This is a genomic window from Agromyces sp. CCNWLW203 (assembly GCF_036576125.1).
Taxonomy (GTDB): Bacteria; Actinomycetota; Actinomycetes; order Actinomycetales; family Microbacteriaceae; genus Agromyces.
The window spans coordinates 1,137,376-1,150,031 of sequence record NZ_JAZHYX010000001.1 but is presented as its reverse complement, the minus strand read 5'-3'; the positions used below and the strand labels follow the sequence as shown (position 1 = coordinate 1,150,031).

Annotated in this window: 12 protein-coding genes; 1 reads left to right on the top strand and 11 read right to left on the bottom strand. The window is 70.2% G+C overall.

Going from position 1 to position 12,656, the window contains the following annotated elements; genetic code table 11:
- Positions 1 to 23: 23 nt before the first annotated feature.
- The 8 genes from VPH61_RS05290 to VPH61_RS05255 all read right to left on the bottom strand — a co-directional run bounded on the left by VPH61_RS05290 (position 24) and on the right by VPH61_RS05255 (position 8,207).
- Positions 24 to 920 carry a glycine betaine ABC transporter substrate-binding protein gene (locus tag VPH61_RS05290; RefSeq protein WP_332062449.1) on the bottom strand — a complete coding sequence of 299 codons (897 nt, stop codon included), beginning with the start codon at positions 918 to 920 and terminating at the stop codon, positions 24 to 26.
- Between the two features lie 232 nt (positions 921 to 1,152).
- Positions 1,153 to 2,076 (bottom strand): ABC transporter permease, encoded by a 924-nt coding sequence (locus tag VPH61_RS05285; RefSeq protein ID WP_332062448.1) that lies wholly within the window; start codon positions 2,074 to 2,076, stop codon positions 1,153 to 1,155.
- Positions 2,073 to 3,569 (bottom strand): quaternary amine ABC transporter ATP-binding protein, encoded by a 1,497-nt coding sequence (locus VPH61_RS05280; protein WP_332062447.1) that lies wholly within the window; start codon positions 3,567 to 3,569, stop codon positions 2,073 to 2,075. Before VPH61_RS05280 ends, VPH61_RS05285 begins: the two co-directional genes overlap by 4 nt.
- Positions 3,570 to 4,009: 440 nt before the next feature.
- On the bottom strand, positions 4,010 to 4,411 hold the full coding sequence (locus tag VPH61_RS05275; protein ID WP_332062446.1) for a Fur family transcriptional regulator: 402 nt from the start codon (positions 4,409 to 4,411) through the stop codon (positions 4,010 to 4,012).
- Complete coding sequence (locus tag VPH61_RS05270) at positions 4,408 to 5,250, bottom strand: metal ABC transporter permease (RefSeq protein ID WP_332062445.1); 843 nt, start codon at positions 5,248 to 5,250, stop codon at positions 4,408 to 4,410. Before VPH61_RS05270 ends, VPH61_RS05275 begins: the two co-directional genes overlap by 4 nt.
- Complete coding sequence (locus VPH61_RS05265) at positions 5,250 to 6,224, bottom strand: metal ABC transporter permease (RefSeq protein WP_332062444.1); 975 nt, start codon at positions 6,222 to 6,224, stop codon at positions 5,250 to 5,252. The genes VPH61_RS05270 and VPH61_RS05265 overlap by 1 nt, the downstream gene beginning before the upstream one ends.
- A 62-nt stretch (positions 6,225 to 6,286) precedes the next feature.
- On the bottom strand, positions 6,287 to 7,069 hold the full coding sequence (locus tag VPH61_RS05260) for a metal ABC transporter ATP-binding protein (RefSeq protein WP_332062443.1): 783 nt from the start codon (positions 7,067 to 7,069) through the stop codon (positions 6,287 to 6,289).
- A gap of 4 nt (positions 7,070 to 7,073) precedes the next feature.
- Positions 7,074 to 8,207 (bottom strand): metal ABC transporter substrate-binding protein, encoded by a 1,134-nt coding sequence (locus VPH61_RS05255; RefSeq protein ID WP_332062442.1) that lies wholly within the window; start codon positions 8,205 to 8,207, stop codon positions 7,074 to 7,076.
- Positions 8,208 to 8,362: 155 nt separating this feature from the next.
- On the opposite strand from VPH61_RS05255, the gene VPH61_RS05250 reads away from it, so the two are divergent.
- Positions 8,363 to 8,848: a GNAT family N-acetyltransferase gene (locus VPH61_RS05250; protein ID WP_332062441.1), complete on the top strand. Its 486-nt coding sequence runs from the start codon at positions 8,363 to 8,365 to the stop codon at positions 8,846 to 8,848.
- Positions 8,849 to 8,908: 60 nt separating this feature from the next.
- On the opposite strand, the gene VPH61_RS05245 is transcribed toward VPH61_RS05250, so the two are convergent.
- From VPH61_RS05245 to VPH61_RS05235, 3 genes are all read right to left on the bottom strand, one after another.
- On the bottom strand, positions 8,909 to 10,354 hold the full coding sequence (locus VPH61_RS05245) for a dihydrolipoamide acetyltransferase family protein (protein ID WP_332062440.1): 1,446 nt from the start codon (positions 10,352 to 10,354) through the stop codon (positions 8,909 to 8,911).
- A 74-nt stretch (positions 10,355 to 10,428) separates the two neighbouring features.
- The gene (locus VPH61_RS05240) at positions 10,429 to 11,388 is read right to left on the bottom strand and encodes an alpha-ketoacid dehydrogenase subunit beta (protein WP_332062542.1); all 960 of its coding nucleotides are present in this window, start codon (positions 11,386 to 11,388) and stop codon (positions 10,429 to 10,431) included.
- 110 nt (positions 11,389 to 11,498) lie between these two features.
- Positions 11,499 to 12,641 (bottom strand): thiamine pyrophosphate-dependent dehydrogenase E1 component subunit alpha, encoded by a 1,143-nt coding sequence (locus VPH61_RS05235; protein ID WP_332062439.1) that lies wholly within the window; start codon positions 12,639 to 12,641, stop codon positions 11,499 to 11,501.
- Positions 12,642 to 12,656: the final 15 nt, after the last annotated feature.

The window sequence follows — 12,656 nt, the reverse complement described above, 5'->3', positions numbered from 1 at the left end:
CCGCTCGTTCGGAACCGGCGGACTCAGTCGGTGAGGGTCTCGACGTAGTCGCGGTTGTCGGCGATCCACTGCTCGACCACCGGGGCGTAGTCGTCGGAGTCGGCGTCGCCGTTGAACATGGCGTTCTCGAGCGAGAAGAGCAGCTCGGAGTCCATCGTGAAGCCCTTCAGCCAGCCGGCAAGGGTCGGGTAGTTCTCCTCGAAGCTCTTGCCACCGAAGGAGTGGATTCCCTCGGCGTCGCCGAGCGTGCCCTCGGGGTCCTCGAGGTCCTTCAGGGGGAACGCGTCGTACGCCCAGTGCGGGCGCCACAGGGTGACGGCGATGTTCTCGCCGGCGTCGGTGGCCGCGGTGAGCTCGGCGAGCATGGCGGGAGTCGAGCTCGTGAGGTACTCCATCTTCTCGAGCCCGTAGGTCGGGATGACCTCGTCGGTCGTGACGCGGTTCAGGCCCGAGCCCGGCTCGATGCCGACGAGCCGGTTGCCGAAGAGGTCGGCGTTGGCGGCGAGCTCGTCGAGCGAGTCGATCGGGGCGTCCTCGTTCACCGCGATGGTGAGCTTCGCGTCCTCGTTCCAGGCGCCGAGGTCGACGAGGTCGTCGCCGTACTGCTCGATGTAGTCGGCGTGCGTGATCGGCAGCCAGGTGTCGAGGGTCACGTCGTAGTCGTCGGTCGTGAGACCGGTGTAGACGGGCGCCGGGTCGGCGTACTCGAGCGTCACGTCGTAGCCCTGCTCGGTGAGCACGGCCTTCCAGAGCTCGCTCGCGGCGACCCCTTCGTCCCAGCCGTTGAACACGGCGATCGTGACGTCCTTCTGGTCGCCGTTCTCGAGGGTCTCGGCCTCGGCGCCGGCGGCGCAGCCGCTGAGGGCGAGGGCCGAGACGGCTCCGAGTGCGAGGGCTCCGGTGAGGGTGCGCTTCTTCATGTGTTCCTTTCCTCCCGTGTGCTGTGGCACGGGTGTTGGGGATGGCCGCCGTTCGCGGCCGTGTGGGCGAGCGGATGTCGCGCGCCCTCGTCTTCTCGCTGCAGCAATTCAGGTTCGCGCCGGCGTGTCGGGCCGAATCGGGGCGATCCGGGCCGCGACACGCCTCCGCTCCTGAATTGCTGCAGGGGGTGAAGGGTGAGTGAGGAGGTGGGTGGGGATTCGCGAGACGCGGTCAGGCGGTGGCGGATGCCGCGGGCAGACGTTCCGCCTCGGGGCCGAGCGGCTCCGCGGCATCCGTCGCCGGCGACTGACCGTTTCGACGACGCGGCGCTCGCTTGGTGCCGAGCGCGCCGGTGACCCGGTCGAGGATGATCGCGAGGATCACGACCGAGAGGCCGGCCTCGAAGCCGAGCCCGACGTCGATGCGGGTGAGCGACTGCACGACCTCGCCGCCGAGCCCGCCCGCGCCGACCATGCCGGCGATGACGACCATCGAGAGCGAGAGCATGATGACCTGGTTGACGCCGGCCATGATGCTCGGCATCGCGAGCGGCAGCTGGATCTGGCGGAGGATGCGCCACGGCGACGAGCCGAACGCCTGGCCGGCCTCGACGACCTCCTTGTCGACGCCGCGGATGCCGAGCTCGGTGAGCCGCACGCCGGGCGCCATCGCAAAGATGATCGTCGCGACGATGCCGGGCACGACGCCGACGCGGAACAGGATCAGCGCCGGGATCAGGTAGACCATCGCGGGCATCGTCTGCATGAAGTCGAGGATCGGCCGGATGACCTTCGACGCCACGTCGGAACGCGCGGCCAGCACGCCGAGTGGCACCGAGATCACGACGGCGATGAGCGAGGCGACGAGCACGAGCGCGAGCGTCGACATCGCGTTGTCCCACTGGTCGACGCCGACGATCACGAGCAGGCCGAGGGCGGTGCCGACGGCGAGCTTCCACCCCTTCGCGAGCCAGGCGATCGCGGCGAGCACGAGGATGACGACCCAGAACGGCGGAGCCTGCAGCGCGAAGTCGACGAGGTCGTAGAAGCCGGCGAAGATGCTCCGCACGATCGTGAAGAAGCCGCCGAACACGTCGGTGATGAAGTGGATGACGGCGTCGGCCCAGTCGCCGAGCGGGAGTCGGAAGTCGTTCATGCCGGGCTCCTCTCCCCCGCCGCATCCGCTTCGACCGCTGACGCCTCTCGAATCAGTGCTTCGGCACGGATGTCGGCGGCCTCAGCCGCAGCCGCCGCGACGGCGGTCGCGTCGGCGGCATCGGCGATCGCCGTGTCGGCCCGCGCCGTGCGGTGCAGCGTGGCGGTGATGACGTCGACCGGAATCGTCGCGGGCATCTCGATGACGGCGTGCTCCCCCGTGTTCGACGAGACGTTGCCGAGTGCCGCAAGCAGGGTGACGCGCGGCACGGCGCCGAGCAGGCGCCCCTGGTCGTCGACGACCGCGAGCGGCAGCTGGCTCTCGACGGCGCTCTCGAAGAGTTCGGAGAGGTGCTCGTCGGCGCCGACGACGGGGTGGTCGTCGCTGATCGCCGGCTCGAGCGATCGCTCGCCGCGCTGCACGAGGCGCAGCACGTCGCGGTCGTGCACGACGCCGAGCAGGCGCCGCCCGCTGCCGACCACGAAGACCATCGAGGTCTGCAGGTCGCGCATCGAACGCAGCGCAGCTCGCGGGCCTGCCGAGGCGGTCACGACGGCGCGCGGCGCCTCCATGACGTTGCCGGCGGTGAGCACGCGCGAGCGGTCGACGTCCTGCACGAACTGGGCGACGTAATCGTCGGCCGGGTCGGTGAGGATCTCCTCGGCGGTGCCGAGCTGCACGATGCGACCGTCGCGCATGACCGCGATACGGTCGCCGAGGAACATCGCCTCGTTCAGGTCGTGAGTGATGAAGACGATCGTCTTGCCGAGCTCCTGCTGCAGCTCGACGAGTTGCTCCTGCATCTCCTTGCGGATCAGCGGGTCGAGCGCCGAGAAGGCCTCGTCCATCAGCAGGATGTCGGTGTCCGACGCGAGCGCACGGGCGAGCCCCACGCGCTGCTGCATGCCGCCCGAGAGCTCTGCGGGCATCTTGTCACCCCAGCCGCCGAGGCCGACGCGGTCGAGGATGCGCTCGGCGCGAGCACGCCGCTCGGCGGCCGGCACGCCCTGGATCTCGAGCCCGTAGGCGGCGTTCTCGAGCACGCTGCGGTGCGGCAGCAGCGCGAAGTGCTGGAAGACCATGGAGACGTGGCGACGACGCACCTCGCGGAGCCGCTTCGGCGACATCCCGGTGATGGTCTCCCCCATCACCGTGACGGTGCCGTCGGTCGGTTCGAGCAGGCCGTTCAGGGTGCGGATGAGCGTCGACTTGCCCGATCCCGAGAGGCCCATGACGACGAAGATCTCGCCGCGGCGCACATCGAAGTCGGCGTCGATCACCGCGGCGGTGCCGAGCGGTGCGAGGTCGGCGCGATCGGCGCCGGTGCGAAGGCGTTCGAGTGCCTCGCGGGGCTTGCGCCCGAAGAACTTGATGAGGCGGCGGACCGAGAGCGCCGGGGTCTCGGCCTCGGACGCTGCTGTCGCGGCCTCGCGTGCCGGCGTCGCGGCCTCGCGTGCTGGTGTCGCGGCCTCGCGTGCTGGTGTTTCGGACATGGACTGGCTCCCGGAGCGCACGCCGAACACCGCGCACGCCAGGCGTGAGCGGTCGAGAATCGGGCAGGGCTGACTCGTGGGTCACGGCCGGGTTGACGGCGATGCGGAGGTCTGGACTCAAGCCCCGATCAGTTGCTGCGATCTGGGGCGAAACACGACTTCCATGGAGCCGGCCATCGGGGCCGGACGCCACGCCGCCGAACCATACGTTTCCGCATTCCGATTTCGGCATGCAGAAGCGCGGACTGGGCGATTCGGTCTTGCAGGACCACGTCCACCGTATCGACGTGGTCGGGACAACCCAAATCGTGCGGTGCAAAAACAGATCTGATCAGGGATTTCGGCTGCGCATGCCGCGGGAGCCTGCGCCGCTCGTGCACGGTGGCGAGGCTGCCGCACCTGCGGTGCTGCGCTGCGCTCGCGCACGGGTGGGTGGGGCGCTACTCCCCCGCGGCCTGCAGCGCCGTGCAGCTCGCGCAGAGCCCGAAGACGTCGACGACGTGCGCGGCGCCCGTGAACCCGTGCTCTGCGGCGACCGCTTTCGCCCATACCTCGACCTCGTCGGCGGCGATCTCGACGGTCAGCCCGCAGTTGCGGCAGATGAGGTGATGGTGATGACCCGTCGTGCTGCAGGCACGATAGAGCGCCTCACCCTCGGGCGACTGCAGCGAATCGGCCTCGCCGTTCGAGGCGAGGTCGCCGAGTGCGCGGTACACCGTGGCGAGGCCGATCGGCGAACCGTTGGCGTGCAGGGTCGAGTGCAGCGCCTGCGCGCTGATGAATCCCTCGGTGTCGTCGAGGGCCTCGCGAACAGCCTCACGCTGCCAGGTGTTGCGCTTCATGCGATCCGTGCGTCCTCCGCGGTCTCCACCGGTATGGCGACTCGGTTCAACGGTAGCGCCCGAACCTTGGAGATGCCGAGTGCGAGCAGGAAGAAGGCGGTGGCCGAGAGGGCGATGGCCGGACCGGCGGCGATCTCGAGCAGCCTCGAGGCGGTGACGCCCAGCACGCCCGACGCTGCACCGATCAGGGGCGCCGCGAACAGCAGGCCGCGGAACGAGCGAACCATGAGCCGGGCGGCCGCCGCGGGCGCGGCGATGAGGGCGATCGCGAGGATGGCGCCGACGGCGGGGAGCGAGCTCACGACCGATGCGGCCGTGAGGGCGAGCACGAGCAGTTCGACGGGCCACTCGCGGTACCCGGCAGCACGGAACCCGTGGGGATCGAAGGTCGAGAACGCGATCTCCTTGCCGAACAACGAGATGCACACGACCGCCACGACTCCGACACATGCCGCGAGCAGAATGTCTCCGTCGCTCACGGTGAGGATGGAGCCCATGAGCAGGGATTCGGCGCGAACCGGGAGACCCGGGATCAGTGCTTGGAGCAGTGCCCCGGCAGCGAAGCCGCCCGTGAGCACGATGCCGGCCGCGACCTGCGCACCCTGCCGTCGCACGCGTGCGATTCCCGCCATCACGGCCACGAGCACGACGGATGCCGCGGCCGCACCCGCCGGCACGCTCACACCGAGAGCGGCAGCGGCGACGGCGCCCGGGTAGGTGCCGTGCGTCAGCGCCTGCGCGAAGAAGGTGCGTCGGCGCACCACGACGAGACTGCCGACGAGGCCGGCCCCGGCGCCGATGATGATCGCGGCGATGAGGGCCCGCTCGAAGTACCCCATCAGCGTCCCTCCCCCGCGCCCGCGCCCGCCGGAGCCGACCCGGGCGACGGCACCTCAGCCGCCGCCGGTCGAGTAGCGCCCGACGAAGGAGGACGCGTATCGAGACCCGCCGCCCGCATCGACCGGCCGCGCCGACCGAACATCGAGCTCACGGCAAGCACGAACCCGTACCCGACCACGAAGACCGCGACGATCGTGCTGCCGGCCGGCACGTCGACCCCCGCGCCCACCGAGACCGCGAACCCGAGTGCCAGTCCGAGCCACGCCGCCACCGCCGCGAAGAGCGCCGCGGCGGGGAACAGCCACCACAACCGCGCCGTCGCGAGCCGCGCCACCGCGCCGGGCACGATGAGCAGTGCCAGCACGAGCAGCGTGCCGATCGTGCTCGCCGCCGCGACGATGACGAGCGCGATCGCCGAGTTGAGCACGAGGTCGAGCACGAGCGCCGAGTCGCCGGCGGCCCGGCTGCCCTTCGCGTCGAAGGCGCGATACAGCTGCTGCTTCAACGTCAGCAGCACCATGACGAGCGCCACGAGGCTCACGGCGACGAGCGGCAGCACCTCTGCGGGCGGGATCGTCAGCACGCGGCCGAAGAGCAGGGCCTCGAGCTCGCCGGCATAGTCGTCACTGCGCGAGACCACGATGACACCGACGCTGAATGTCGCGGTGAGCACGATGGCGATCGCCGCGTCGGAGGTGATGCCGGCGCGATCGAGCCAGGTCAGCGCGAGGGCGCCCGCGAGTGCCGCGATCGCCGCTCCGGGCAGGAGCCCCGCGCTGCCGCCGATCGCGAGGCCGATCGCGAGCCCGGGGAACACGGCGTGGGTCAGGCCGTCGCTGATGAACTCGAGGCCCCTGAGGTTCACGAGCACGCCGACGAATCCGGCGACGACCGCGAGCACCAGCATCACGACCAGGGCGCGGCCCATGAAGGGGATCGCGAACGCACCGAAGAGGGCGTCGGTCAGCGACATCCGTCACCGCCAGGTCGACCCGGGTCGGCACGACCAGATGCGAGATATGTCGTCATCGGCATTCAATGACCCTCGTGCCCGGGCACGACGAGGGTGTGCTCGTCGATCTCGACCTCGACGCCCTCGAAGCACTCCTGCACGTTGCCGAGGGTGAGCACCTCATCGACCGGGCCGCTCGCGAGCTGGGTGCCGTTGACGAGCACCACCGAGTCGCAGACGCGTCGAGCGAGATCGAGGTCGTGCGTCGAGACGAGCACCGCGACACCCCGGGCCTTCAGTGCGCGGAGCGTCTCGACGAGCGCGTCGCGATTCGGCTGGTCGAGACCGTTGAACGGCTCGTCGAGCAGCAGCAGCCGGGGATCGGAGGCCAGAGCCCGGGCGAGGAGCCCGCGCTGCCGCTGTCCGCCCGAGAGTTCGCCGAACGGGCGCTTGGCGAGTGCGCCGAGGCCGACGGTGGCGAGGGCATCGCGGACGGCGGCGCGGTCGGCGCGGCCCGGCCAGCGGAACAGCCCGAGACCGCGATAACGACCCTGCATCACGACCTGCTCGACGCTGATCGGGAAGTCGGGGTCGAGGTCGGCCGACTGCGGCAGGAATCCGACCATGCCGTTCACGGCATGCGTTTCGGTAGTGCTCGCCGCACCGACGCCGAACTCGATCGTGCCGGCCGTGCGCGGCACGAGACCGAGGATGCCCTTCAGCAGGGTCGACTTGCCCGCGCCGTTCGGCCCGATGAGGGCGACGGCTTCGCCGGGCGCGATGTCGAGGTCGAGGCCGCTGACTCCCGTGCCGCCGGGGTGGGTGAACGCCGCGCCGCGGAGGCGCAGCACGGGGGAGTCGTTCATGCTGTCATCCTTGCAGTGCCGCGGGCAGCGCGGTAGGCGTGACGCCCCACGATTCGAGGATCAGGCGCGCGTTGTGCAGTTGGCTGCCGAGGTAGGTGGCACCGTCGCTGCCCTCCACCCCGAGTGAATCGCCGTAGAGCGCGTCGGGCCCGGAGTAGACCGTGACCCCCGCTTCGGCGGCGATGGTCTCGGCGGCCTTCGGCGAGATGGATGCCTCGGAGAACACGGCGGCGACACCGGTGGAGCCGATGCGGTCGACGAGCGCATCGATCTCGGCGGCGCTCGGCTCGGCGTTGTCGTCGAAGCTCGGGATGATGCTGCCGACGAAGGTGACGTCGTACGCCTCGACGAAGTACGTGAACGCGTCGTGATTCGTCACGAGCAGTCGGTCGGCCACCGGCACCGTCTCGACGTTCTCGCTGATCCACTCGTCGAGGGCGTCGAGCTTCGGAAGGTACTCGGCCTCGTTCTTCGCGATGGCCGCCGCGTCGACGCCCGGCACCTCGGCGAGTCCTTCGGCGATGTTCCGGGCCATCTGCTCGGCGAGCTCGGGATCGGTCCAGATGTGAGGGTTGCCGGCGCCGTGATCGTGGTCGTCGTGTGCGGCGTGGTCGTCCGCGGCATCAGTCGCCTCGGTCTCGTCATGCGCGTGGTCGTCGTGGCCCTCGGCGTCGTCGTGCTCCGCAGCATCGTCGTGGGCTTCGGCATCGTCATGGCCCTCGGCACCGTGATCGTGGTCGTGCGTGCCGTGGAGCTCGATGCCGGTGCTCGCGTCGATCAGCACCCCGTCGAAGCCGGAGGCCTGCACGGCGTCGTCGAGCCAGCTCTCGAGCCCGCCGCCGTTGACGACGAGCGCGTCTGCCTGCGAGAGGGCGAGCAGCTGCGCAGCCGAGGGGTCGAAGCTGTGGGCGCTCTGACCGGGGGAGAGCAACTGGGTGACCGCTGCGCTGTCGCCGACGAGCTCACGAGTGAAGTCGCCGACCTGGGTCGTCGTCGCGACGATGTCGGGACCGTCGCCGGACGCACCGGCTGCACCGGGAGTGGAGCATCCCGCGAGAGCCAGCGCAGACACCGTCAGCACCGCACCGCCGGCCAGGGTCACGGGCAGTCGGCGGAAGGCGCTGGTTCGCTTGCTCATGACTCCACCGTACGCCTTATTGATAATGATTGTCAAAACCATGAAGCGACCGATATGGACATACTGAATGAACATCGGCGGGCGATCCGCGCATTCCCACGTCATCCTGTGGACAGCTCTGGCGAGTGTCGCACCGACGTGCGAGAGTGAAGCACGTGGATACGACGACAGCACCTCTCACGTTGCATCCGTTCACCGTCGCCGATGCCGAGCGCGTGCTCGCCGGCGAGGTCGACCCGCACGATGGATGGGAAGGCGCCTACGCCTTCACCGACGAGCCCGAGCTGCTCGCCGAGTACGTCCGAACGGTGCAGGAGAACGGTGACCCGACGCCCTTCGGCCCCTACCTCGTTCGGCGAGGCGAAGACGGCCCGGCGATCGGGGGAGTGAACCTGTTCGGCCCGCCCGGTGACGACGGGGCCGTCGAGTTCGCATTCGGGCTCGTGCCGGCCGTGCGCGGCCAGGGGCTCTCGACGCACACCGTCGCGGCCGTCGTCGAGCTCGCGCGCGCCGCCGGTGTGGTCATCCTCCGCGCCGAGGCCGAGGTGCCGAACCTGCCCGCCCGACGTGCGCTCGAGGGTGCGGGCTTCGCCCAGTCGTCGCGCACGCCAGAGGCGATCGCCTACGACCTGCACCTGTAACCGGCCCGGAAGGTTGACCGGCTCACCCGCAGGGCGTGGGCTCGACCCGCAGAGTGCGCGCTACTCGAGCAGGAGCGCCGGCTCCTCGATGATCGACGCCACATCGGCGAGGAATCGGGAGGCCACGTCGCCGTCGACCACGCGGTGGTCGAACGACGCACCGATCGTCGTGACGAAGCGCGGACGCACCTCGCCGTCGACGACCCACGGCTTCTGCTTGATCGTGCCGAGCGCGACGATCGCAACCTCGCCCGGGTTCAGGATCGGGGTGCCGGTGTCCATGCCGAAGACGCCGATGTTCGTGATCGTGATCGTGCCGCCCTGCATCTCGGCGGGCTGCGTCTTGCCCTCGCGCGCCGTCAGCGTGAGACGCTCGAGCGCCGTCGCGAGCTCGACCATCGTCAACGACTGCGCCTCCTTGACGTTCGGCACGATGAGCCCGCGCGGCGTCGCCGCGGCGATGCCGAGGTTCACGTAGTTCTTGACCACGATCTCGGTGTCGGTCCACTGCGCGTTCACGGTCGGGTTGCGGCGTGCCGCCCAGATCAGGGCCTTCGCCATGATGAGGAGCGGTGAGATCTTGACGCCCGCGTAGTCGGGTGACGCCTTCAGGCGCTTGAGGTACTCCATCGTGCGGCTCGCGTCGACGTCGACGAACAGGCTCACGTGCGGCGCCTGGAACGCGCTCTGCACCATCGCGTTCGCGATCGCCTTGCGCACGCCCTTGACGGGGATGCGCTCCTCACGCCCTTCGGGGCGCTCGGGCGTCTGGATGTTGCGGAACACGCTCGCCTGGCTCGCCTCGCGGATCACGTCGTCGCGCGTGATGTCGCCGATGGGGCCCGTCGGAGCAACGCGCGAGAGGTCGACGCCGAGGTCTTTCGCGAGCTTGCGGATCGGCGGCTTCGCGATGACGGGCAGCTGCGGGGCGGGTCGAGCAGCGACGGCAGCGGATGCCGCGGCTGACGCCGCGGCGGCAGGGGCTGGGTTCACCGGTGCGGGCGGGGGAGTGGGGTCGGCCAGGTGCCCGTGCGCCCCGTCGGGCGTGGTGTGACGACGACGACGCGTCGCCGCCGGGCCCGAGCTGCCGTGCCCGACGAGCACGGCGCCGCTGGCATCGGCGGCATCGGCAGCCGGTAGCGTGCCGTAGATCGGCAGGGACTCGGCGGCAGGTTCAGCACCGCCGGCAGACGCCGGGGTCGCCGACGCCGTACCGGCCTCAGCAGCGGACGGCGCGGCAGGTGCGTCGGAGGCGGGCGCAGCGGCATCCGTCTGGATGACCAGGATCGGCGTGCCGACGTCGACCGTGTTGCCCTCGTCGACGAGCAGCTCGGCGACGACGCCCTCGTACGCGCTCGGCAGTTCGACGAGCGACTTCGCCGTCTCGATCTCGACGAAGACCTGGTCGAGGCTGATGCGATCACCGGGCGCGACGCGCCACTGCACGATCTCGGCCTCGGTGAGGCCCTCGCCGACATCGGGGAGGGGGAATCGGATCTCGCTCATACTCTTTACCCTCGCAGTCGGTCTATGCCGTGTTCGTCATGTCAATGCCCGCACGCCTTGCTCCGCGCTCCAGATCAATAGGCAAGGGCGCGGTCGACGGCTTCGAGCACCCGGTCGGGACTCGGCAGGTACTCGGTCTCGAGTGCGGCCGGCGGGAACGGGGTGTCGAAACCCGAGACGCGCAGCACCGGCGCCTCGAGCGAGTAGAACGCCCGCTCGGCGACGGTCGCGGCGATCTCGGAGCCGACCGACACGTTGCCGTACGCCTCTTGCACGACGACGAGCCGTCCGGTGCGGTGCACCGACTCGAGCAGGGGCCCGTAGTCGATCGGGGAGAGCGAGCGGAGGTCGACGACCTCGATGCTGCGCCCCTCGGTCTCGGCGATGTCGGCCGCCTGCAGCAGGGTCGCGATCATCGCGCCGTGGCCGACGACGGTGACATCGGTGCCCTGGCGCATGACGCGGCTGGCGTGCAGCGGCAGGCCGGCGTGGTCGAGGTCGACCGGCCCCTTCGGCCAGTACCGGCTCTTCGGCTCGAAGAACAGCACGGGGTCGTCTGAGCGGATCGCCTCCTGGATCATCCAGTACGCGTCGTGCGGGTTCGACGGGCTCACCACGCGCAGGCCCGGGGTGTGCGCGAAGTACGCCTCGGGGCTCTCTTGATGGTGCTCGATCGAGCCGATGTGTCCGCCATAGGGCACACGGATCACGACAGGCATCGAGAGGCTGCCGTCGTGACGCACCGTCTGGCGCGCGAGCTGCGTCGTGATCTGGTCGAACGCGGGGAAGATGAAGCCGTCGAACTGGATCTCGATGACCGGACGGTAGCCGCGCATCGCGAGGCCGATCGCCGTGCCGACGATGGCCGACTCGGCGAGCGGGGTGTCGAGGATGCGCTTGTCGCCGAACTCGGCCGACAGGCCCTCTGTCACGCGGAAGACGCCGCCGAGCGGGCCGATGTCTTCACCCATGAGCAGCACCTTCTCGTCGGCGCGGAGCGCCTCACGAAGGCCCGCGTTGATGGCCTTCGCCATCGAGAGCGTCTGCACGCCGCGTACGGGCGCCTCGCCCGCCGAGGGTGCAGCCGTGGCCGCGGTGTCGCTCGCGACATCCGTCACGTGGTTCTCCTCCTCGGTGCGCGCGCTCATGCTGCGCCCCCTGCCGGACCCTCGAACGAGGTCTCGAAGTTCTCGAGCCATGCGGCCTGCTCGACCATGAGCGGGTGCGGCTCGCTGTAGACGTGCTCGAAGATCGCCTCGCGCGTCGGCGCCTGCAGTTCGAGCGCGCGGCGGCGCAAGTCTGCGGCGATGTCGTTCGCCTCGGCCTCGACGTCGGTGAAGAACGAAGCGGATGCCCCGCGGCCCTCGAGCCACGTGCGGTAGCGCGTGATCGGGTCGCGGGCCTCCCAGTACGCCACCTCGTCGTCGGTGCGGTACTTCGTGGGATCGTCGGCGGTCGTGTGGGCGCCCATGCGGTAGGTCACGGCCTCGATGAGGCTGGGCCCGTCGCCGGCACGCGCCTCCTCGAGCGACTGACGGGTGACCGCGTAGCTCGCGAGCACGTCGTTGCCGTCGACGCGTACGCCCGGCATGCCGAAGCCGCCGCCGCGGAGCGAGAGCGGGCTGCGCGACTGCCGGGCGACCGGCACCGAGATCGCCCACTGGTTGTTCTGGATGAAGAAGACCTGCGGCGTCTGGTAGCTCGACGCGAAGACGAGCGCCTCGTTGGCGTCGCCCTGCGATGTGGAGCCGTCGCCGTAGTACACGAGCACCGCGGCATCCGTCTCGGGGTCGCCCGTCGCGGTCGCACCGTCGAACTGGAGGCCCATCGCGTAGCCCGTGGCGTGCAGCGTCTGCGAGGCGAGCACGAGCGTGTAGAGGTGGAAGTTGCCGTTCTCCTCGGGGTTCCACCCGCCGAGGGTGGCGCCCCGCAGCAGCGCGAAGATGCGGGAGAGGTCGAGCCCGCGGATCATGCCGACGATGTGCTCGCGGTAGGACGGGAAGAGGTGGTCTTGCGGGCGGGCCGCGTGCGCGGAGCCGACCTGCGCCGCCTCCTGGCCGTGGCTCGGCACCCACAGGGCGAGCTGGCCCTGCCGCTGCAGGTTCGCGCCGGCCACGTCGATGCGGCGCGAGACCGCCATGTCGCGGTAGAAGCGCTGCAGCTCGGCGTCGCTCAACGCCTCGACGAGCGGGAGATAGGCCTCGGCCTCGGGGGAGGGACGAAGTTCGCCCTCATGGGTCAGGAGCTGGACCGTCGGCGCGGTGAACTCTCTTTCGCGGGCTGCCACCGTTCCACGCTACCC